Origin of the sequence: Nocardia sp. NPDC058244, assembly GCF_042882065.1 — a bacterium.
Taxonomy (GTDB): Bacteria; Actinomycetota; Actinomycetes; order Mycobacteriales; family Mycobacteriaceae; genus Nocardia.
Window position 1 is genome coordinate 654622 of the sequence record NZ_JBHVWX010000003.1, and the last position, 21169, is coordinate 675790.

At 71.0% G+C, this 21169-nt stretch carries 22 protein-coding genes; 11 read left to right on the plus strand and 11 right to left on the minus strand.

From position 1 onward, the window contains the following. The first annotated feature begins 18 nt into the window (after window positions 1–18). The 3 genes from ACFVW6_RS12735 to ACFVW6_RS12745 all read left to right on the plus strand — a co-directional run bounded on the left by ACFVW6_RS12735 (window position 19) and on the right by ACFVW6_RS12745 (window position 4017). A complete protein-coding gene (locus ACFVW6_RS12735) occupies window positions 19–1215 on the plus strand; it encodes a peptide synthetase (RefSeq protein ID WP_378831999.1) in 1197 nt (398 codons plus the stop codon). Continuing rightward, window positions 1212–3389 carry an MMPL family transporter gene (locus tag ACFVW6_RS12740; protein WP_378832002.1) on the plus strand — a complete coding sequence of 726 codons (2178 nt, stop codon included), beginning with the start codon at window positions 1212–1214 and terminating at the stop codon, window positions 3387–3389. The genes ACFVW6_RS12735 and ACFVW6_RS12740 overlap by 4 nt, the downstream gene beginning before the upstream one ends. A gap of 157 nt (window positions 3390–3546) precedes the next feature. Next, entirely contained in the window at window positions 3547–4017 is a 471-nt protein-coding gene (locus ACFVW6_RS12745) for a cupin domain-containing protein (RefSeq protein ID WP_378832108.1), read from the plus strand. Between the two features lie 4 nt (window positions 4018–4021). Here the strand turns inward: ACFVW6_RS12745 and ACFVW6_RS12750 are convergent, their stop codons facing one another. The 5 genes from ACFVW6_RS12750 to ACFVW6_RS12770 form a co-directional block, all read right to left on the minus strand. Next, the gene (locus ACFVW6_RS12750; RefSeq protein WP_378832004.1) at window positions 4022–4744 is read right to left on the minus strand and encodes an HAD family hydrolase; all 723 of its coding nucleotides are present in this window, start codon (window positions 4742–4744) and stop codon (window positions 4022–4024) included. 103 nt (window positions 4745–4847) lie between these two features. Further along, window positions 4848–6332 carry a flavin-containing monooxygenase gene (locus ACFVW6_RS12755; protein WP_378832007.1) on the minus strand — a complete coding sequence of 495 codons (1485 nt, stop codon included), beginning with the start codon at window positions 6330–6332 and terminating at the stop codon, window positions 4848–4850. Beyond that, window positions 6329–6898, minus strand: coding sequence for an NAD(P)/FAD-dependent oxidoreductase (locus tag ACFVW6_RS12760; RefSeq protein ID WP_378832009.1), 570 nt, complete (start codon window positions 6896–6898; stop codon window positions 6329–6331). Before ACFVW6_RS12760 ends, ACFVW6_RS12755 begins: the two co-directional genes overlap by 4 nt. Next, a complete protein-coding gene (locus ACFVW6_RS12765) occupies window positions 6895–7818 on the minus strand; it encodes a ferritin-like domain-containing protein (protein ID WP_378832011.1) in 924 nt (307 codons plus the stop codon). Before ACFVW6_RS12765 ends, ACFVW6_RS12760 begins: the two co-directional genes overlap by 4 nt. Window positions 7819–7842: 24 nt before the next feature. Further along, entirely contained in the window at window positions 7843–8679 is an 837-nt protein-coding gene (locus tag ACFVW6_RS12770; protein ID WP_378832013.1) for an SDR family NAD(P)-dependent oxidoreductase, read from the minus strand. A 102-nt stretch (window positions 8680–8781) separates the two neighbouring features. Here ACFVW6_RS12770 and ACFVW6_RS12775 point away from each other — a divergent pair, with 102 nt between their 5' ends. The 3 genes from ACFVW6_RS12775 to ACFVW6_RS12785 are packed head-to-tail and all read left to right on the plus strand — an operon-like array spanning window position 8782 to window position 10888. Further along, window positions 8782–9438 carry a TetR/AcrR family transcriptional regulator gene (locus ACFVW6_RS12775; RefSeq protein WP_378832015.1) on the plus strand — a complete coding sequence of 219 codons (657 nt, stop codon included), beginning with the start codon at window positions 8782–8784 and terminating at the stop codon, window positions 9436–9438. A 44-nt stretch (window positions 9439–9482) separates the two neighbouring features. Further along, window positions 9483–10301 carry a metalloregulator ArsR/SmtB family transcription factor gene (locus ACFVW6_RS12780; protein ID WP_378832017.1) on the plus strand — a complete coding sequence of 273 codons (819 nt, stop codon included), beginning with the start codon at window positions 9483–9485 and terminating at the stop codon, window positions 10299–10301. Next, on the plus strand, window positions 10298–10888 hold the full coding sequence (locus tag ACFVW6_RS12785) for a dihydrofolate reductase family protein (protein WP_378832019.1): 591 nt from the start codon (window positions 10298–10300) through the stop codon (window positions 10886–10888). Before ACFVW6_RS12780 ends, ACFVW6_RS12785 begins: the two co-directional genes overlap by 4 nt. On the opposite strand, the gene ACFVW6_RS12790 is transcribed toward ACFVW6_RS12785, so the two are convergent. After that, window positions 10870–11868, minus strand: coding sequence for an alpha/beta fold hydrolase (locus ACFVW6_RS12790; RefSeq protein ID WP_378832021.1), 999 nt, complete (start codon window positions 11866–11868; stop codon window positions 10870–10872). The genes ACFVW6_RS12785 and ACFVW6_RS12790 overlap by 19 nt on opposite strands. 54 nt (window positions 11869–11922) lie before the next feature. Here ACFVW6_RS12790 and ACFVW6_RS12795 point away from each other — a divergent pair, with 54 nt between their 5' ends. Both ACFVW6_RS12795 and ACFVW6_RS12800 read left to right on the plus strand, forming a co-directional pair. Continuing rightward, the gene (locus tag ACFVW6_RS12795; RefSeq protein ID WP_378832023.1) at window positions 11923–12771 is read left to right on the plus strand and encodes an SDR family NAD(P)-dependent oxidoreductase; all 849 of its coding nucleotides are present in this window, start codon (window positions 11923–11925) and stop codon (window positions 12769–12771) included. A 98-nt stretch (window positions 12772–12869) separates the two neighbouring features. Continuing rightward, the gene (locus ACFVW6_RS12800) at window positions 12870–13850 is read left to right on the plus strand and encodes a diiron oxygenase (RefSeq protein WP_355281081.1); all 981 of its coding nucleotides are present in this window, start codon (window positions 12870–12872) and stop codon (window positions 13848–13850) included. A gap of 65 nt (window positions 13851–13915) precedes the next feature. On the opposite strand, the gene ACFVW6_RS12805 is transcribed toward ACFVW6_RS12800, so the two are convergent. Genes ACFVW6_RS12805 through ACFVW6_RS12815 form a run of 3 tightly spaced genes read right to left on the minus strand, consistent with a single transcriptional unit; the run spans window position 13916 to window position 16883 of the window. Continuing rightward, window positions 13916–14659, minus strand: a complete 744-nt coding sequence (locus ACFVW6_RS12805; RefSeq protein WP_378832025.1) for an SDR family NAD(P)-dependent oxidoreductase — start codon at window positions 14657–14659, stop codon at window positions 13916–13918. Continuing rightward, entirely contained in the window at window positions 14656–15663 is a 1008-nt protein-coding gene (locus ACFVW6_RS12810) for a phosphotransferase family protein (RefSeq protein ID WP_378832110.1), read from the minus strand. Before ACFVW6_RS12810 ends, ACFVW6_RS12805 begins: the two co-directional genes overlap by 4 nt. An 11-nt stretch (window positions 15664–15674) precedes the next feature. Further along, window positions 15675–16883 carry an acyl-CoA dehydrogenase family protein gene (locus tag ACFVW6_RS12815; protein ID WP_378832027.1) on the minus strand — a complete coding sequence of 403 codons (1209 nt, stop codon included), beginning with the start codon at window positions 16881–16883 and terminating at the stop codon, window positions 15675–15677. Window positions 16884–17013: 130 nt separating this feature from the next. On the opposite strand from ACFVW6_RS12815, the gene ACFVW6_RS12820 reads away from it, so the two are divergent. Then, a complete protein-coding gene (locus ACFVW6_RS12820; protein ID WP_378832029.1) occupies window positions 17014–17871 on the plus strand; it encodes a TetR family transcriptional regulator in 858 nt (285 codons plus the stop codon). Between the two features lie 158 nt (window positions 17872–18029). On the opposite strand, the gene ACFVW6_RS12825 is transcribed toward ACFVW6_RS12820, so the two are convergent. After that, on the minus strand, window positions 18030–18767 hold the full coding sequence (locus ACFVW6_RS12825) for a PaaX domain-containing protein, C- domain protein (protein WP_378832031.1): 738 nt from the start codon (window positions 18765–18767) through the stop codon (window positions 18030–18032). 105 nt (window positions 18768–18872) lie between these two features. Here ACFVW6_RS12825 and ACFVW6_RS12830 point away from each other — a divergent pair, with 105 nt between their 5' ends. Further along, the gene (locus tag ACFVW6_RS12830) at window positions 18873–19712 is read left to right on the plus strand and encodes an SDR family oxidoreductase (protein WP_378832034.1); all 840 of its coding nucleotides are present in this window, start codon (window positions 18873–18875) and stop codon (window positions 19710–19712) included. A gap of 145 nt (window positions 19713–19857) precedes the next feature. Next, window positions 19858–20340 (plus strand): cation:proton antiporter regulatory subunit, encoded by a 483-nt coding sequence (locus ACFVW6_RS12835; protein WP_378832036.1) that lies wholly within the window; start codon window positions 19858–19860, stop codon window positions 20338–20340. Window positions 20341–20352: 12 nt separating this feature from the next. On the opposite strand, the gene ACFVW6_RS12840 is transcribed toward ACFVW6_RS12835, so the two are convergent. Next, complete coding sequence (locus ACFVW6_RS12840; protein ID WP_378832038.1) at window positions 20353–20643, minus strand: hypothetical protein; 291 nt, start codon at window positions 20641–20643, stop codon at window positions 20353–20355. Window positions 20644–21169 lie beyond the last annotated feature (526 nt).

A 21169-nucleotide genomic window follows, 5' to 3' on the forward strand; every position in this document is an offset into this window, starting at 1 on the left:
GACGCACCGGAGGCAAACATGAACGGCAGCAGTCCCTTCCGTCGCCCGATCTCGACGACCGAGCGCATGTACTTTCCCATGCGCGACCTCGCGCCGCCGTTCCTCATGCAGCTGGTCGTCCCCGGCGACGGCGATCTCGACCCCGACCGGCTGCGCCGCGCGGTGGCGCTGGCCGCGACGGTGACCCCGGGCGCGCGACTGGTGCGCCGCGGCGCCGACTGGGTCGACGCGGGCACCGCGCCCGCGGTCCGGGTGGTGCCGGGCCATGTGCTCCCCGCGACCGTCCTCGAGTCCGACCCGGTGCTCACCAGCCCGATCGGCCCGACGCCGGAGACCACGGTCGAGGTGCTGCTGCTGACCGGCGCGCCGGTGACACTGGTCTTCCGGGTCTTCCACGGCGTGATGGACGGCATGGGCATGGTGCTGTGGGTGACCAACGTCCTGCGCGCGCTGCGCGGGGAGGACCCGATCCCCCAGCTCGACCCGGTGGCCGACCAAGAACTCGTGGACCGGGTCGGGGCGCCGGGCAAGCCGGCGGCGATGGTGCCGCGCTACCGCAGCGCGACCGGCCGCGGCAGGCAACGACGCGGTGTGGCGCGGCATCTGCTGCGGCACCGGCGGATCGACGCCGCGGCCCCCGGCGCGCTGGCCCGGGTCTGCGCACTGCTGGCCGCCGAGACGCCGGGGACCTCGCGCATCATGATGCCGGTCGACCTGCGCAGGCACGATCCGGCGCTGCGCTCGACCGCCAATCTGGCCCTGCCGCTGTTCCTCGACATCGAGTCAGGCCGCGACTGGACGTCGGTCAAGGAGCAGATCACGACCGGCCTGCGCGAACGGCGCGAGCTGAACCAGCTGGCGAACACCCGGATCACCCTGGTGCCCGACGCGATCAATCGTGGTGTCCTGCACACGACGAACTGGCTCGGTGCCCGCCTCGGCCGGAACCTGGCCTCGGCCACCGTGTCCCACATGGGCCGCTTCACCGCCGACGAACTGGCCGTGCCCGGCTTCCGGCCGACGGGGCTGTACGTGCTGCCCCAGCACAGTGTCGCGATGCCACTGCTGTTCGGGCTCACCGAATTCGACGGCCGGACCGACCTGACGGTGTCGGCACGCAACGGCGACGGGGTGGAGGCCCGGCTCGAGGCACTGCTCGACCGGATCGTGGCGATGCTCGAATCCGCACCGGCCCGGCTGGACCGAACGCTGTGACGGTGCTCGCCCGCCTGGTCACCGCCCGGCCGCGCGCGGTACTGGCCGTCGTCGTGGTATTCATCGGGCTGTGCGCGGCCTTCGGCGCCGATGTCACCCAGCGGCTCAGCGCCGGGGGTTTCGCCGATCAGGGCAGCGAGTCGGCGCTGGTGGACCGGGTGGTCACGGCGCAGTTCGGTCCGCAGAGTCCCGATGTGATCGCGCTCTACACCGCGCCGGACGGCCGGACCGTCGACGAGATCGGTCCGCAGGTCACCGCGGCACTGGACCGGATCGACCCGGCCCTGCTGGCGCGGCCGACGCAGAGCTACTGGCAGGCCACCGCGCCGATGCGGAACTTCCTGGTCTCGCCGGATCGGCGCCAGGCCGTGGCGGTGGTGTTCGCCGCGGGCGACGACACCGCGCGCATCGCCGCCTTTCCCACGATCGCCGACGCGCTCCGGGTCCCCGGGGTCGACACCCGGCTCTCCGGCTACAGCGCGCTCAACTCCGAGATCGTCGCGCGTTCGCAGCGTGATCTCGTGGTGGCGGAGTCGATCTCCCTGCCGCTGACCTTGCTGATCCTGGTGCTGGTGTTCGGCGGACTGCTCGCCAGTGCCCTGCCGGTGCTGGTGGGCGCGCTCGCGGTCGCCGGGTCCCTGGGGGTGATCCGGCTGCTCACCGAGACCACGGAGGTGACCACCTTCGCGGTGAACATCGCCTCGCTGCTCGGCCTCGGCATGGCCATCGACTACGGGCTGTTCCTGGTCAACCGATTCCGCGAGGAGTACGCCGAGAGCCGGGACGTGCCCGCGGCCATCGCCCGCACCTACGCGACCGCCGGGCGCACCGTCGCACTGTCGGCGCTGCTGCTGATGTGCGCGTTCGCCGGGACCTTCGTGTTCCCGCAGGCGGTGCTGCGGTCGCTGGGCATCGGGTCCATCGCGGCGGTGGCCATGGCCGCCGGCCTGTCGCTGACGGTGCTGCCCGCCCTGCTGGCGCTGTTCGGCACCCGGATCGGCCGGGCCAGGCCGACGACCCGCACCGAGCACTTCTGGACCAGGGTGGTCGACGCCGTGCTGCGGCGCCCCGGCGTGGTCACCGTCGTCGTCGGCGCGATCCTGCTCGTCCTGGCCGCACCGCTGACCGGCATCCGCCTCGGTGACATCGACCACCGCGCCTTGCCGCCCGACAGCGAGATGCGCCGCACGGTCGACGAGCTCACCGCGACCTTCCCGGCCGCGGCGAGCGGCGCGACCGTGCTGCTCCGCGGCATCGACGGCCCACCGCAGTCGGCCGCGGTCGCCACCGTGCTCGACGAGGTCGACGCGGTCCCCGGCGTCGGCGATGTCGTGCAGGTCGGGCGCGCCGACGATGTCGTCGTCCTGCACGCCTTCCTCACCGCCGCCGACCGCAGCGTGGACGCGACCGCCGCCGTCCACGCCCTGCGGGCGCTGGAACCACCGGCGGGCACGACGCTGGCGGTGGGTGGCGATACCGCGGCGACCGTCGACACCGTGGCGTCGACGGTCGGGCGGATGCCGCTGATGATCGCGGTGATGGTGCTGGCCACGATGGTGCTGCTGACAGTCGCGTTCCGCTCGATCATGTTGCCGCTCAAGGCCGTCGCGATGGCGTTCCTCAGCCTGGCGGCCACTTTCGGCGTGCTGACCATGATCTTCTACCACGGCCATCTCGCCGGCCCGCTCGGCATCACGGCCGGGCCGATCCCGGCGGGCATGCTGGTGCTGATCATCGCGGTCGTCTTCGGCTTGTCCACCGACTACGAGGTGTTCCTGCTCTCCCGGATGGCCGAGGCCCACCGCGCGGGCGCCGACACCGCGACCGCCGTGCGCGTCGGCACCGTGAAGACCGCCCGCGTCATCACCGCGGCCGCCGTCCTGCTCGTGCTGGTCACCGGCGCCTTCGCGCTCTCGCCGCTGACGCCGATGCGCTTCCTCGGCCTCGGCATGATCATCGCCCTGGTCCTGGACGCCACGCTGGTCCGCATGCTTCTCGTCCCCGCGCTCGTGCAGCTGATGGGTCCCGCCAATTGGTGGCTGCCGTGGCGAGCCGACCGGTCGCCGGCGTGCACGAATACGCGCCGGAGCGCACCATGGAGACAGCCCGACTCTCGACAGCAGGACAGCTCTGATGATAGTGACGACCCGCGAGAGGTGGCAGTCGGCCGATGACCGGCTGCGGATCGGCGCGGAGGTCCTCCACGCCGCCGACGACGCGGCCGCGCTGCGCGCCGCCGACACCCTGCCCACGACCGCCCAGGTGCTGGCGCTGACCGTGCCCGGGCTCGGGTCGGCCGCCGAGAGCGTGCCGGTCGCCGCCGTCGAGGACGTGCGGTGGGTGCGGCGTGGACCCGACGGCCGGCACACCCGGGTGCTGCGCCGGCCGTCGACGGCGGCGGCACTGGATCTGCGACCGCATCCGGAGGGCGGCTGGTATCGGGAGACCTGGCGCAGCGCGCACACCTTCGCGCCCGCCGGCTATCCGGGCGCCCGGGCGGCCGCGACCGGGATCCTGTTCCTGCTGCCGCCCGGCGAACACTCGATCTGGCACGCGGTGCGTTCCGACGAGGTGTGGCTGTGGCATCGGGGCGGGCCGCTCGAGCTCAGCCTGGGTGGTGACGGCGACGCGCCGGGCGCCGCGACGGCGGTGACCCTGGGTCCGCTGGTCGACGCCGGTCAGCAGGTGCAGTACGTGGTCCCGGGCGGTCACTGGCAGGCCGCGCGACCCGCCGCCGACGAGGAGGTCCTGGTGAGTTGTGTTGTCGCGCCGGGGTTCGACTTCGCGGACTTCCGCAGCTGAGGACCTAGCCCGTCAGCAGGGGCGGAAGGTGTTCGAGGCTGGCGATGACGTGGATGCCGTCGCGGATCTCGGTGTGGGAGTGGGTGTTCGCGCGGTCGAGCCAGCACGATCGCAGGCCCGCGTCGTGTGCGCCGACGGCGTCGACCGCGTACTTGTCGCCGACGAAGGCGACCTCGTCCGGCGCGAGCCCGAGCACGGCGCAGCCGGCCAGGAAGATGCTGGGCTCGGGCTTCGGCGCGCCGTGCTCCTCGCTGCAGACCACGCGGTCCCCGAAGTAGTCGAGCAGTCCCACGGCCGCGAGCTTGCGCTGCTGCTGCGGCACCGCGGCGTTCGAGACGATGCCGAGCCGGTAGCCGGGCGCCAGGTGCCGCAGGACCGGCTCGGCGTCCGGGAACGCCGACCAGGCGGCCCGGCGATGCGCGGCGAATCCGGTGAACCAGGCCAATGCGTCGGGATCGGTCACCGCCGTGGGCGCGACGCCGCGCAGCCGGGACAGAAACGTGCGGGCGCGGGCCCGCTGCTGCTCGGGGAAGGAGAGTTCCCCGACGACGAACCGGGTGTATTCGAGCTCGGTGATCTCACGCCAGAGCGCGACCGCCGCCGCGGGGTCGGCGAACCGGTCGAGCGAGCCGTCCTGGCGCAGGTGCGCGAGCAGCCCGGCCGCCTCCGAGGACGAGTAGTCGAACAGCGTGTCGTCGACGTCGAAGAGCACACCGCGGATCGGCATGGGCACCCCTTTCCGTTCCGACGCTCCCCCGGCGTCACCTGCCCCGAGCATCGCATACGTCGTCACAGCGCCGCGGCCCCGCCTGCGGCCGCGGCGCCGTCCGCTAGCTGAAGACGTAGTCGGTGAGGGCGAAATGGCCGCTGCGCCACGCGGCTTCGAGGGTGGAGGCGGGCCGGAGCGGGACGTCGCCGTGCTTGTCGAAGTAGTAGCTGTTGGCGGTGGCGCAGCTGTCCTGCCAGAACACCTGCCCGCCGCGGCGGGCGAGCATCTCCCGGAAGTAGCGGTCGTTGGCCTCCTCGGTGACCTCGATGCGCTCGGCGTCGGTGCTGCGGGCGTGGTGCAGGCAGCGCAGGATGTGGCGGGTCTGGTTCTCGATCAGGGTGAAGTAGGACGCGCCGTTGTAGCCGTAGGGGCCGATGATGGAGAAGAAATTGGGGAAGCCGGGCACGCTCACACCCTCGTAGGCCTGCAGGCGGTTCTCGTCCCACCAGGTCTCCAGATCTCGGCCGCCGACGCCGTGCAGGTCGTAGGTCGGCATGTTGCCCGACTCCATCACCTTGAAGCCGGTCGCCAGGATCAGCACGTCGGCGGGGTGTTCGACGCCCGCTTCGGTGCGCACGCCGGTGGGCGTGATCGCGCTGATCGCCGCGGTCTCCAGGGTCACGTTCGACCGGTTGAAGGTCGACAGATAGTCGTTGGAGAAGCTGGGCCGTTTGCAGCCGAGCGCGTATTTCGGGGTCAGCGCCGCCCGGATCGCCGGGTCCTTCACCTGGCGGCGCAGATGGGCCAGGCCCGCGCGTTCGCCGATCGCGGCGGTCGGCAGGGAGCGGTGGTAGTGGGCGGCTAGGGGGAAGGTGAACTCGACGTAGGTCTGGCTCACCAGCCGCGTCAGGGTGCGTCCGCCCGGCACCTTCAGCGCCAGGCGGGCGGGGAGCGGCAGGGGCATATCGGGTCGCGGCAGGCACCAGATCGGCGTGCGCTGGAACACCGTCAGCCGCTCGACCTCCGGGGCGATCTCGGGAACGACCTGCACGGCCGAGGCACCGGTGCCGATGATCGCGACCCGCTTGCCGCGCAGATCCTGGCGGTGGTCCCAGCGCGAGGTGTGCATCGTGACCCCGGCGAAGTCCTCGACACCGGGGATGTCGGGCAGCTTGGGCCTGGTGAGCACACCGGTCGCGCTGATCACGAACCGCGCCGTCAGCTCGGTGCCGTCGGCGGTGCGCAGCACCCAGCGCCGGTCTCGCTCGTCGAAGTCGGCCCCGGTCACCGTGGTGCCGAAGCGGATGTGGGGCCGCAGGTCGTACTTGTCCACGCAGGATTCGGCGTAGGCCTTGAGTTCGCGGCCCGGCGCGTAGACCCGTGACCAGTCGGTGCGCTGCTCGAACGAGAACTGGTAGCTGAACGACGGGATATCCACGGCGACACCGGGATAGGTGTTCCAGTGCCAGGTTCCCCCGACGCCGTCGGCTTCGTCGACGATCAGGAAGTCGTCGAATTCGGCATTGCGCAACGCGATCGCGGCGCCGATGCCGGAGAATCCGGCCCCGACGATGACGATCTCGTGGTCGATCCCGGTGGTGGTCATGCGATCTCCTTCGTCGTGCCGGCGAATTCGGGCGAGTAGTGGGTGCGGCCGCGCCGGGCGAGGACGCGGACCACGTGTCCGGTGTCCTCGGCGTAGACGATGGTGTCGACCCGGTGCTCGATTCCGTCGACCGTGCGCACGCCCAGCGGGACCAGCCGCGCGATCGGCCAGGTCACCAGGGCGCAGTGGGGCCGGCGCAGCGTGCGGTAGTAGCTGTTGTGCACGGCGACGCCGGCGTCCTCATCCGGCGTGAGCCGGTGCCGCAGCCACGAATCACGCACCTGGACACGCAGATTGATCCGCGCGGCCAGGCGGACCACCGGTTCCGGCAGCCCGCGCAGGACCGTGGCGCCGGGCAGCGGCGCGCGTGGCAGGATCCACACCGCGTCGGTCTGGAACACCGTCACCCGGGCGGCCTCCGCGGCGATGCCGGGCAGCAGGCGCGCGGCCGCGGCCCCGCCACCGACGATCGCCACCCGGCTGCCGGTGAATTCGTGGCGCGGGACGAAGGTGGTGCGGTGCAGCTGGCGGCCGGTGAAGGTCTCGGCGAAACGGAGCGTGGTCATTTCGCCACCGGTTCGTAGGTGAGCTCGTCGGACCAGGACGGCCTGCGGCCCAGCATCCGGACCGGGAACCGGTCGATGCAGGCGTTGGACACGTCGGCCAGCAGCTGGAACGGCTGACGCCGGTGAATCGTGGCCTTACCGTGGGACTTCACCACGTGATACAGCGGCACCCGCCGGATCGCGGGGCTGCGCTCGCCGACGTTCTCGTAGCGGCGCACCGCCTGCCACAGCTTCTCCTCGTCGAGCCCGAGGGCGATGATGTTGGTCGACATCCGCGACAGCAGCGGCGCGTACAGCAGCGCGCCGAGCACGAACGACGGGCGCACGGCGAAACCGGCGGTCTCGATGGCGATCCGGCGGATCGGCCCGGCCCCGAGCTGTTCGAGCACCTGGAAACCGACGGCCAGGTGCCGGGATTCGTCGTTGTTGATGTGGCGGAACACCTCGTGGCACACCGGGTCGTCGACCTCGTCGAGCAGGAACTTCACCAGCGCGCCGTCCAGCGCCGTCTCCAGCGAGGGGATGACGGTGCCCAGGACCGGCAGGCTCAGCTGATCGGCGTAGCGGTCGAGCCAGCTGATCACCAGGCGAATGTTCTTGTTGGGCACCGGCATCGCGTCGCCGTCGAGCATCCCCCACCGGCGCATCAGCGCGAGTTCGGCATTGGCGTGCTTCTGCTCCTCGGCGTGGAAGTACCGGTAGATCTCGCGCAGCGGGCCCGGCGGTGCCTGGTGCACCAGTGCCGCGAACCCGCGCGCGCCGACGTGTTCGATCCACACCAGATCGGCCATGAAGGTAGCCAGCCGGGGGCGTTGCTCGTCGGTGATGGTGTCGGCACCCGGTGCGTCCCAGTCGATGTCGGCCAGCGCCCACTGCTTGGCGCGCACCGTGGCGAGCATGTCGGGATAGGCGAACGTCATTGTTCGATCTCCTTCGGTGATGGATCAGCGCACGACCCGCTCCAGCAGGCCGGCCGAACGGGTGTAGGTCGCGGGCATCCAGCGTTTGGCCTGCCAGAGCACCTTGGCCTCGAGTTGCGGCACCACGTACAGCTCGCCGTGATCGACGGCGTCGAGGGTGGCGCGGGCGATGGTCGACGGCGCGCGGCCGGTCCAGCGCAGGAGCAGTCCGCCGAGCCGCTCGGCGGTCTCGTCCATCGGCGAATCCGCCTGCATGATATTGGTTTTCACGCCCGTCGGGCACAGCACGGTGACGCCGACGCCGGTGCCCGCCAGCTCCGCCGACAAGGTCTCCGAGAGCGCGAGCACGCCCGCCTTGCTGACGTTGTAGGCCGCCATCCGCGGCGCGGCGCCGAACGCGGCCGCCGAGGCGACATTGACGATCGCCCCGCGTCCCGCCGCCCGCAGGATCGGCGCGAAGACGTGACAGCCGTGGATCACGCCCCACAGGTTGACGCCGAGCGTGCGCTGCCAGTCGTCGAGGGCGAATTCCCCGATCACCGGGCCGCCCGCGCCGATGCCCGCGTTGTTGACCACGACGGTGGGCGCGCCGCCGAACCAGTCCTGGGCGGTGGCGGCGAGCCGGGTGACCTCGGCGATCGCGGTGACATCGCAGGCGGTGCCGATCGCCTTCCCGCCCGCGGCCTCGACGAGTCCGGCGGTCTCGGCCGCGCTGTCGGGGTCGAGGTCGGAGCAGACCACGCGGCCGCCGCGCCTGCCGAGTTCCACGGCGAAGGCCCGCCCGATGCCGCTGCCCGCGCCGGTCACCACGGCGTCGGCGCTCGTGGTCCGGCGGCGTCCGCCGAAGGGAAACAGTCGCATGGCAACTCCCGGGTCGACCCGGTACGACTCGAATTGGTGGCATCTGCCACCATTGGCCGCACCTGACACCAATTAGGCTCGCGACGGAGTACTTTGTCAACCATGGATGTGCGCGCACCGGCACGAACCTGGGGCGGGCTGACCGCCGACCAGCGCAGGGCGCAGCGACGCGCCGGCCTGGTCGACGCCGCCCTGACGATCTGGCTGGAGCACGGCTGGGCCGCGGTGACGATGCGCGGTGTCTGCCAGCGGACCTCCCTCAACGACCGCTACTTCTACGAGCATTTCGCCGACCGCGACGAACTGCTGGCAGCGGTGTGGGACGAGGTGTGCGCCGAGGTCTTCGCCGATCTGGCCTGCGTACTCGCCGAGACCGAGGACCGCACGCCGCTCGAGGTCATGCGCGCGGCGATCACCCGCGCGGTCGAGTTGCAGGCCGATCCGCGCGGTCGCGCCCGCATCCTGCTCGCGGATCACGCAGGCAGCGCCGTACTCGAGCAGCGCCGCAAGACCATGCTCACCGACGCCACCGACCTGCTGATCGCCGCCGCCTGGCCCTACCTGCGCCCCGGCGTCGACGAGACCGACATCCGGATGAGCACCCTGACCGGCATCGGCGGCTTCATCGAACTGCTCTCGGCCTGGCGCACCGGCGTCCTCGACGTCGACGCCGACCGCATCATCGACCACACCAGCGCCATCGCCGCCCAGCTGGCCACGATGTTCCTCCCGCCGGAGATCATCGGCGATCACCGCTAAATATTCCTTGACAGGAATATTCCTACCAAGGAATACTTCTGCGCATGGACGAGATCGCCGCGGCACTGGGCGACGGCGCGCGATGGCGCATCGTCGAACTTCTCGCCGAACGACCCCGCTCGGTGGGCGAACTGGCCGAGCTGACCGGCCTGCGGCAGCCGCAGACCACCAAGCACCTCCAGACGCTGGCCCGCGCGGGTCTCGTCACCGTGTTCCCGCTCGGACAGCGGCGCGTCTACGCGCTCGAAGCCGGACCGCTCACCGGGCTCGAACGAGCGCTGCGCCTGCTCGTCGAGACCGTCGACGCGAACGCGGACGAGCGTGACGTGGTCGAGCGCTACCGCGCGGCCATCGACGCGGAAACCGCTGTCGCCGAACGGGATCGGTGGGCCGACGGCCGCACCTTCTCCTTCGATCGCACCCTGGCCGCGCCCCGCGAGGTCGTCTGGCGGCACTGGGTCGAGGCCGACCTGCTGGGCTCGTGGCTGGCCCCGCCCTCGATGACGATCACCGAGTGCGCGCTCGAACCGAGGCCGGGCGGTCGTGCCGTCCTCGACTATCGCGACCCCGAAGGCCGCCGCTACCGCTCGGCGGGAAAGGTCGGCGCCGCAACGGAACCCGAGCATCTCGCCTTCGACCTCGCGGTCATCGACGAGTCCGGGGCGGTGTCGTTCACCGGCCACTACGACCTGACGCTCGACCCCGTCCGCGGCGGCACCCGCCTGCGGCTCGGGTTGACCATCACCGACACCTCCGTCGAGGCCGTCCCGTACATCGCGGGAATCGGCACCGGATGGGGCCAGGTTCTCGACAATCTCGCCGCCCGGATCGGCGGCACCACGACGAAGGAAGCACAGTCATGACCGAACGCACCGTGACCGCCAATCTCGCCCTCACCCTCGACGGGCGCTATCACGGACCCGGCGGCCCCACCGACGCGGCGGCGATCGTCCGCTACGCGACCACCGAGGTCGCGCGCGAGCACCTCTCCCGCCTCTGGGCCGACGCGACGACGGCGGTGCTCGGCCGCCGCAACGCCGAGGGCTTCCTCGCCTACTGGCCCACCGTCGCCGCGGACGAGGCCGCCGACCCCCGCGATCGCGCCTACGCGACGTGGCTGGCCGACACCGACAAGGTGGTCTTCTCGACCACGCTCACCGACGCGCCGTGGAAGCGGACCCGGCTGGTGAACGCACCCGCGGCCGACGTGATCGCCGAACTGAAGACCTCCGGCACCGGCGACATCCTGGTCAACTCCAGCCCGAGCGTCATCGCGGACCTGCTGGCGGCCGACCTGATCGACCGCCTGTACCTGCTGATCTGCCCCGAGATCGCCGGTGGCGGCGCACGGCTGTTCGACGACGGCCTGCCCGGCACCCGGTGGACCGTCGCCCACCACGCGGTGGGCGAACTCGGCGAGGTCGCGCTCGTCTACGACCGGGTGCGCTGACCGCTCGGCAGCGCGCCGACGCCGAGATCACGCAGGGCGGCGATCAGGAACTCGTCGACGGCGTCGGTGCGTTCCAGTTGCACCAGGTGGCCCGCACCCGGAACCTTCACCACCGCACGCAGATCCGGGACGTTCGCGCGCAGCACGGCCAGCGGGTCACGACCGCTGAACCCCTCCATGTCCGGGTCGTTCTCGCCGTAGAGGAAGTAGGTGGGCACCGGCACCTTGGCACCGGCGAAGGCTTCGGTGAGCGCCCAGTTGCGGTCGAGATTGCGGTACCAGTTCAGGCCGCCGGTGAAGCCGGTACGATCGAACTCCGCTGCCAGGGTGTCGAATTCGGCCTCGCTCAGCCAGGACCAGGGCAGCTCGGGGGCCTGCGGCAGGACATCGAGGTAGCCCAGGCCCGGCGGGTTCTGCCAGGTGTCGAGGTAGTGGTAGTCGCCGGAGAGCGAGTAGTAGACCCTGGCCAGGAATTCGCGGGAACGCGCGGCCAGTTCGGCGTCGGCCACGCCCGGCTCCTGGAAGTACGCCAGGTGCAGGAAGTGCCGCTGCGCGGCCTTGGTCCAGTACTCCGACGGCGCGCGCGGCGGACGTGGCGAGAACGGATTGTTCAGGACGGCAACGGCATCCACACGCTCGGGCGCCCGCAGTGCCAGCTCCCACACGAGCTGGGCACCGAAGTCGAGGCCGACGAAGACGGCCTTCTCCGCGCCGATGTCGTCGAGCAGCGCCAGCAGATCACCGATCACCGCCGCGTTGGTGTAGGCCGCGGGGTCGGCGGGGGCGTCGGTGCGGCCGTAGCCGCGCAGATCCGGCGCGATGGCGCGGAAGCCCGCGCCCGCCACCGCCGCGAGCTGGCGGTGCCACACGAAACCGGTGTGCGGGAATCCGTGACAGAAGACGACCGGATACCCCTGCCCCCGCTCGGTGACGTGCATCCGGACGCCGTCGGTGTCCAGGAATCGATGGGTCAGCTCCACTACCGTCTCCGTTTCTAGAACGTGTTCCTCTTTTGACGGTAATGTCTGGAGGCCATGAGCGGAACACCCAAGATTCTCGCCGGCCGGGTCGCGGTGGTGACCGGCGCCAGCCGCGGCATCGGCAAGGGCATCGCCCAGGAACTGGGCGCGGCCGGGGCCACCGTGTACGTGACCGGCCGCACCACCACCGCGGGCAGGCTGCCCGGCACCGTGCACGCGACCGCCGAGGAGATCACCGCGCTGGGCGGCCACGGCGTGGCCGTCGTCTGCGATCACGCCGACGACGCGGCGGTCGAGAAGCTCTTCGCCCAGGTGCGCGACGAGCAGGGCAGGCTCGACGTGCTGGTGAACAACGTCTACAACTCCCCCGCCGCGGCGCGCTGGCTCGGCCGCAAGTTCTGGGACGTCCCGCCGAAGGCCTGGGACGAGACCTTCGACATCGGCGTCCGCTCGCACTACGTGGCCAGCGTGTTCGCCGCGCCGCTGCTGATCGAGTCGGCGGGGCTGATCGTCAACGTCTCCTCCCCCGGCTCCCAGCGGTACATGCACAATGCCGTCTACGGCGTCGCCAAGACCGCGCTGGACCGGCTCACCGCCGACCTGGCCCACGACCTGCTCGGCACCGGCGCGACCGCAGTCTCGATCTGGCCCGGCATCGTCGACACCGAACTGCTGCAGATGGTTCCGGCCGACGAGCACGGGCGCCGCGAGGTGACCCTGCCCGGCGAGGGCACCTTCGATCTCAACGCCGCCGAGACCCCGCGTTTCCCCGGTCGCGCGGTCGTCGCGCTGGCCGCCGACCCCGCTCGGCTGACCCGTGGCGGCGGCGCGTGGAAGGTCGCCGACCTCGCGGTCGAGTACGGATTCACCGACGTCGACGGCCGGATTCCGCGGGCCGATTGAGCGGGGAAATCAGCCCTGGATTTAGGTGAGACAGTGCGTTACATTCAAATCAGGGAGAGTCGGCTCGACGGCGATCCCTGTGACGATGGAGAGAAACAATGACGTTCTCGAAGACCGCTGCCGCCGATCCGGACTACGCCGACACCCTGCTCACGCTGTCGGAGGGGTCGGTCCACCGCAGATTCGACCCCTTCCTCGATATCGACTGGGACGCACCGGAATTCGCGATCGACCGGGACGACCCGCGCTGGGTGCTCTCGGCCGAGCTCGATCCGCTGGGCGCCACCGCGTGGTACCAGTCGCTGCCGCTCGAGCGCCGCATCGAGATCGGCCGCTGGCGCCAGGCCAATGCCGCCAAGGTCGGGCTGGCCTTCGAGTCCATCCTCATCCGCGGGATGATGCAATACGCGATGGCCCTGCCCAACGGGTCGCCCGAGTTCCGGTACTGCCTCCACGAGATGACCGAGGAGTGCAACCACATCCAGATGTTCCAGGAACTGGTCAACCGCATCGGCGACGACGTGCCGGGCATGCGGCCGTTGTTCCGGGTCGCCTCGCCGTTCATCGGCGTCGCGGGCGGCTACTTCTGGGCCATCCTGTTCATCGGCATCCTCGGCGGCGAGGAGCCGATCGACCACTATCAGAAGGCCCTGATCCGGTCCGGCAACGCGACCCAGCCGACGCTGCTGCGGATCATGGAGATCCACATCGCCGAGGAAGCCCGGCACATCTCCTTCGCCAACGAGTTCCTGCGCAACCACCTCGCGCGGATGAATCCGGTGAGCACCGCGGTGTGCGCCGTGGCCTTCCCGATCGCCATGCGCTGGCTGGCCGACGAACTGGTCAAGCCGTCGAAGTCGTTCGCCACCAAGTTCGACATCCCGGACGAGGTGTTCAAGGACGCGTTCTGGCGCAGCCCGGCCTCCCGCAAGATCCTCAGCGGATTCTTCGGCGACATGCGCGCCCTGGCCGGCGAGCTCGGCCTGCTGAACCCGGTGACCAGGCCGCTGTGGAAGCTGCTGAAGATCGACGGCGGCCAGGCCCGCTACCGCAGCGAGCCCGACCGCCGCCCCGCCTAAGCGTACCTCCGCCTTCGCTCCGGCCATGCGCGAGGGACTGAGGAACGCTGTCGCGGCTGCGCCCACTAGGCGCGATAGCCGTCGGTGCCCGCGCGGGACATGACGATCGTCGGGACCACCGCGCGGGCGGACAGCCGCAGCAGCGAGTCGACCATCTCGACGACGTCGTTCACCGCGAGCATCCGCTCGGGCGGAATCCGGTCGTGGATCCAGGCGCTCATGTCGGTGTCGACGTAGGCGGGCGCGATCGCGGTGGCGGTGACGCCGTTGCCGGACTCCTCGGCATTGAGCGTGGCGAGCAGTGAGATCATCGCCGCCTTGGCCGCGCCGTAGACCGCCAGGCCCGCCTCGGCGTACACGCCCGTGATCGAGGACAGTGCGACGACTTTCGCGCCGTGCGCCGGATCGGCGGCGGCCGCCGCGCGCAGCATCGGCAACGCGCCCTGGACGAGTTGCAGTGGAGCGCGCACATTCACCGCGACGGTCTTGTCGAACCGCTTCATCGAGGAGTCGGCGAGCGTGCCCGCGGTGCCGACACCGGCATTGAGGATCAGCGCGGACAGGGTCGCGTACCGGTCGGCGTGCTCGGCGAGCAGGCGGGCGATGCCGTCCTCGTCGGCCATGTCGGCGGCGACGGCGACCACCTCGGGGGCGCCGAGCGACCGCAGATCGGTGGCGACCGCGTTCAGCCGGTCGGCGTCCCGGGCGGTGATGGTCAGCGAATACCCCTGCTGGGCAAGCCGGTTCGCGATTCCGAGGCCGATGCCCCGGGACGCGCCGGTGATCAGGGCGGACTTGCTCGCGGTCACTTCCGGTGTCCTTCCAGTGCGCGCAGGCCGGCGGCCATGAACTCCGGGGTGGCCTCCGCGGCGCGCTCGGCGGCGGCGCCCGCGCCGGAGCCGCGCAGCGCCCGGTGGGTGATGCCCTCACCGATCACGCCGAGTTTGAAGTTGGCCAGCGCCAGGTAGAAGCCCCAGTCGCCGAGGTCGCGACCGGAGGCGGTCGCGTAGGACTGGGCGAGCGCGTCGGCGGTGGGCATGCGGTCGCTGGTCCACGCGGCCGACGAGCCGAGCACCAGGTCGAAGATCGGCGACCGGTACACGCACATCAGCGCGACATCGGTGAGCGGGTCGCCCAGGGTCGACATCTCCCAGTCCACGACCGCACGCACCCGGCCCGGGTCGGTGGCGTCGAGGATGGTGTTGTCGATGCGGAAGTCGCCGTGCACGATCGAGGCCGCCGAAGTGCTCGGCACCGCCTCGGCCAGCGCCGCGTGCAGCACCACCACGTCGGCCAGCTCGCGGGTCTTCACCCGATCCCATTGGGACGCCCACAGATTCACCTGGCGTTCGACGAAACCGGTGGGCCTGCCGAACGCGCCGAGACCCACCGCCGCCGGGTCGACGGCGTGCAGGCGGGCCAGCACGTCGACCAGTTCGGTCGCGCTGGCGGCCACCTGCTCGTCGGTGAGCGCGGCGAGGTCGTCCTGGTCGCGGATCACGCGGCCGTCGACGTACTCGACGACGGTCATCGGCGCGCCGAGGGCGGTGCCCCGCTCGTCGAAGGCGACCGTGCGCGCGACCGGCACCGCCGATTCCTGGAGCGCGTCGGTGACGGTGAACTCGCGCGCCATATCGTGCGCGGACGGCGTGAGCCCGGCGACCGGCGGACGCCGCACCACCCAGGTCGACACGTCGTCGGCAGCGGTGAACGTCAGGTTCGAGCGCCCGCCGCTGATCAGTTCCACGCGCAGTTCACCGCGCACCGGCACGCCGCTGTCGCGCAGGAACCGCTCCAGCGCAACGATATCCATTCCGGGCAGGCTCATTCGGTGTCCTTATACGCTCGCTTGGCCGCGCTCACCGCGCGTTTGGCGATGGCCCAGCGGTGCACCTCGGAGGGACCGTCGTAGATCCGGAACGGCCGGACCTCTCGCGAGAGCCGTGCCAGCGGCAGGTCCGCCGCGACACCGAGACCGCCGCACATCTGCATGCTGCGATCGATGATCCGGAAGATCGCCTCGGCGGCGAAGGTCTTCGCGATGGAGGTCGCGTTCGCCGCGGACTCGCCGCGATCGAGTTCCCAGCAGGCACGGGTGAGCAGCGCGCGGGTCGCCGCGATGTCGATCTCGTTGTCGGCGATCATCTGCTGGATCATGCCGAGATCGCCCAGGCGCGAACCGAATCCGCGTCGCTGGGCCACCCGGTCCACCGCCACGTCGTGGCCGCGGCGCGCGGCGCCGAGCCAGCGCATCACGTGCGTCATCCGGGCCGGGCCGAGCCGCACCTGGGCGTATTCGAAGCCACGGTCGACCGCGCCGAGCACCGCCGAATCCGGAACGAGCAGGTCCTCGAAGAACACCTCGCAGTGGCCGCCGAGCATCGACCGGTCCAGGGTGTCGATATGCCTGCCGACCCGGAGGCCGGGGGTGTCGGCGGGGGCGAGGAACATCGTCGCGCCGCCACGATCGCCGGGTTCACCCGAGGTCCGGGCCATGATGATGAAGAAGCCGGCGCCGTCGGCGCCGGTGATGAACCACTTGTGGCCGGTGATCCGCCAGCCGCCCTCGGCGCGCACCGCGCGGGTGGCCAGGGCCGAGGGATCCGAGCCGGCGCCGGGCGCGGGCTCGGTCATCGCGAACGCCGAGCGGACCTCGCCGCGCGCGAGCGGCGCCAGGTACTGCTGCTGCTGTTCCGGGTCGGCGATGTGGGCGAGCATGTGCACATTGCCCTCGTCGGGGGCCGCGATGTTCAGGGCCGTCGGACCGAACAGGGAGTAGCCCGCCTCCTCGAAGATCGGGGCGCGGTCGGACATGCCGAGGCCGTGGCCGCCGAATTCGATCGGCGCGTGCGGGGCGAACACCCCGGCCGCGCGGGCGTCGCGCTGCAGGTCGACGCGCAGCGCCTCGCCACCGGCGGCGGTGATGTCGCCGTCGTGCGCGTCCTCGAGCGGGAGGACCCGGTCGCGGATGAAGGCGCGGGTGCGCTCGGCCAGACGCTGCACCTCGGGCGGCTGGGACAGGTCGATCGCCACGGATCCACTCCTCGACTCACTTGGCCGAACGTTCGCTCGGCACTGGACACCTACGACAGTGACACGACCCGATAACTGCTGTCAATCGACGGATTCCCTCGAGGCACTATGTTCAGATATCCTGAACACCATGAACACATCGAACGGCGGGCTCGGCGCCCGCCTGCGTGCGGCGAGGACCGCGGCGGGCCTGTCGTTGCGGGAGACCGCCCGCCGGATCGAGGTCAGCGCCGCCACGCTCAGCGCGATCGAGACCGGCAAGACCGGCGTCTCGGTCCCGCGCCTGCGATCGCTGGCCACCGAACTCGGCACCACGACCCAGTGGCTGATCGGCGAGCCGACGGCGCGGGCCCCGGCACCCCGGCCGCGCGGTACCGGCCCGGCGGACCAGGACGCTCGCGCGTGGCGCGAATTCCCGCCACTGGACATCGATCCCGTGCTCGCGGCCGCGATCGACTCCTTCGTCGAGACCGGCTATCACGGCGCCACGATGCGCTCGATCGCGCAGCGCGCCGGCATGAGCGTGCCCGGCGTGTACCACCACTACCGCGACAAGCAGGCCCTGCTCGTGCGCGCGCTCGACCTCACCATGGACGAGCTGCACTGGCGGGTCGACGCGGCCCGCCGGGAAGCGGGCACCGGCCGTGACCGGGTCACGCGGGTCGTCGAGGCGCTGGCGCTGTTCCACACCCACCGGCGCGAACTCGCCTTCATCGGCGCCAGCGAGATGCGCAGTCTCGAACCGGCCGACCGGCGCCGGATCACGATCTCCCGCAACGAGATCCAGTATCTGCTCGACGCGGATATCGACAGCGCGCTCACCGAGCACCAGCGGAGTACCGAACACGCGCGTGCCGCCGGGCGCGCGATCGCGACCATGTGCACGGCCCTGCCGCAGTGGTTCCGCCTCGACGGCCCGGCCACGCCCGAACAGATCGCCACCGACTACGCCGACTTCGCCCTCGGCGTTCTGGGCATCCCCCGCTGACGGTGCGGCCCGCCCCGAAAACTCTCGGGGCGGGCCCTTCCCCATGCACCATGCGGCGCCGCCACGTCGCACGGCACGGTCCATCGTAGACGGGACGAGCTGATCTCTCCCGCAACCACACCCGGACGACCGCGGACAACATCGTGGAGCCCGATCGCCTACGGCGCGACCGGTTCCGGGCGCAGGGCGGCGAACCAGGCGAGGTAGTCGGCGGTGACGGTGCGCAGGCGGGTCACCGGCCAGTCGGCGGGATGGAGGTCGACCGGGAGGACGGGGTCGGTGGTGAGGTGGTCGAGACCGGCGCAGACGGCGGCGAATCTGGCGGTCGGGTCGGCGGTGTCGATGGCGGCCAGCAGGGCGTGCGCGCGGGCGGACCAGTCGGCCAGCGGCCAGAGGCGGGCGGCGAGGTCGGCGGGCTCCTCGACCGGGCGGGTGCGCAGGCGGAAGGTGGTGTCGTCGAGGTCCGCGGGCCAGGCGCGGTCCAGGTTGGCGGGGCGCATCCAGACGCCCTCGCGCAGTTCGGCCAGGCGCAGCGACAGCAGGCGCGCGCGCAGCGCGGCGCGGTCGGCGGCGGGGCGGCCGGTGGCGGTGACGACGACCTGCTCCCAGTCGCCGGTCCACGGGATCGTCGCCGGCGCGGCGAGCTCGGTGCGGCGGGCGCGCAGCGCGGGGATGAGAGTGTAGGCACGGTTCTCCCGCACCAGGTCACCGGCGGCGACCATGCGGGACACGGCGACGCGGACGGTCGCCTCGGGGTAGCCGACGGTGGTGGTGGCGGCACAGATCTCGCGTGAGGTCATCGTCGGCGAATCGGCGGCGATGAGAATCCGGACCAGCGCCGAGCGGGCCGATACCGGGCGGACCTCGGTATCGGGGCCGGTCACAGGGGGTTGCACGGATCGAGTCTACATATTTCACTATTGCCACGGCCATCGCAGATATGTAACGTTGCCGGATATCAGCCGCCTCTCCGGCGTCGCCGACGACAAGGAGCCTCGCCCATGACCGCTACCCACCCGCTCGCCGGGCGCACGATGATCATGTCCGGCGGCAGCCGCGGCATCGGGCTGGCGATCGCGGTCGCCGCCGCGCGCCAGGGCGCCAATATCGTGCTGCTGGCCAAGACCGATGTCCCGGATCCGCGCCTGCCGGGCACCATCCACACCGCGGCCGCCGAGATCGAGGAAGCGGGCGGTCAGGCGCTGGCGGTGGTGGGCGATGTCCGCGACGAAGCCTCGGTGGCCAACGCGGTCGGCCAGGCGGTGGAGCGGTTCGGCGGCATCGACTACTGCGTCAACAACGCCTCGGCGATCGCGCTGGCGTCCACCGAGGAACTGCCGATCAAGCGCTTCGACCTCATGCAGCAGATCCAGCTGCGCGGCACCTACCTGCTCTCCAGCGCCTGCCTGCCGCACCTGCGCAACAGCGAGAACGCGCACATCCTGAGCCTGTCGCCGCCGCTGAACATGGCCCCGCACTGGCTCGGCGGGCATCCGGCCTACATGGTCGCCAAGTACGGGATGTCGCTGCTCACGCTCGGCTGGGCCGCCGAGTACGCCGAGCACGGTGTCGCCGCCAACTGCCTGTGGCCGCAGACGCTGATCGCGACCGCCGCGGTCCAGAACCTACTCGGCGGCGACGAGGCCATCGCCAAGGCCCGTACCCCGGAGATCGTGGCCGACGCCGCCGTCGCCATCCTCGGCCGCGACGCGCGCACCACCACCGGCAACACCTTCCTCGACGTCGACGTGCTCGCCGCCGAGGGCATCACAGACCTGTCCGGCTACGGCGGCTCGGGCACCCTCGAGTACGACATCTTCGTCGACCCGCCGCAGGCCTGACCCGTGCGCTGGATCGGTTCTCCGCCACAGCGGCAAGCCGATCCAGCGACACACCCCGGGGCCGATCGGCGATAACTGTCCGACACCGTCCGGCGGCGGAATTGTGACCAGCCCGCGTCCCTTTTGCCCGGTTACAGTGGAGAGGGTGCAGATCGACGTCACGCCGCTGCCCGGGGTCGGGGTACGCAAGGATTTCGCGGTACGCAAGAGCGGGCGCCGCATCGGCGTGGTCGAGCACCGCGACGGCGCGATCGATCTGATCGTCGGCAAGCCGGGCAATCCCGATGTCACCGAGCAGATCGCGTTGTCGGCGGCGGAAGCGGCGGCCCTGGCCAGCCTGCTCGGCGCGCCACGGGTGGTCGCCCAGCTCGAGGCCGAGCATCGCGAGTTCGACGGCGTGCGCACCCGGCAGTTCCCGCTCGCGGCGCACTCGCCCTACGACGGCCGCACACTCGGTGACACCCGGATGCGCACCCGCACCAAGGCGTCGATCGTGGCGGTGATGCGGGCCGGCGCGGTACTCGCCTCCCCCGGACCGGAATTCGCCTTCGCCGCGGGCGATGTCCTCATCGTGGTCGGGTCCGCGGACAGCCTGACAGCCGCCGCGCAGATCCTGCACGACGGCTGACCGGAGGTGGACCTAGTGGCGGTGCAGAGATCGCACCGTCGCCGCGCCCCACAGGGCCAGCCACGCCGCGGCGGCCATGTAGAGGACATAGGCCAGCACGACCAGTTCGGGGCCGTAGCTGCCCGCCCACTCCCCCAGGCGCAGCAGTGCGACGATACCCAGGCCGAGCAGGAGCAGGCCGAGGATCAAGCCGGGCATTCCCAACGGGCCGAGCGACGATTCGGCGGGCCTGGGCGCGGTGACGCGACCATCACGGCCGGTAACTGACAGATTGCTGTTCGATTCGAAGTACATGCTGCTCATCAGCATGAGCCCCCTTCCGGGTGGCCGTCCCGACACGGCCGGTTGCTGATCCATACCGGATCTTTCGAGGCCCGCTACGCCGGAGCGGACGGACAGGGCGAATGTGACGGAAGGTCGGCGTCGACCTCGCCGTTGATCACAAACGGTTAACGTTCAGCAATTACGAGCGTGCCACTCCCGGTAGCCGAATGACAGGCGATGTGATCTGCATCACATAGAACATACGTGCGACACGGCTCGATAACGCACGTTACATATCCGGCAAACACCCCTCGGAACTGGCAAAACCCGTGCACAACTGGACATTTGCTCAATATGCCGACAAGCCTGTGATTTACCGAACCGTTACGGCCCTGACGTGCGAAAACGCGCCGTGAGCAAACTGCGACACCACCGCTACCCGCATCGAGACCTCGCCGGGGCACGAACCGCACCGAACCCCGGCGCGTACCGGAACCGACACGCCCGGAACGGTTTTCGGGTATCACCGACAGGGAAAGCATGCCGACCCGCCGTCGTTCTCCTA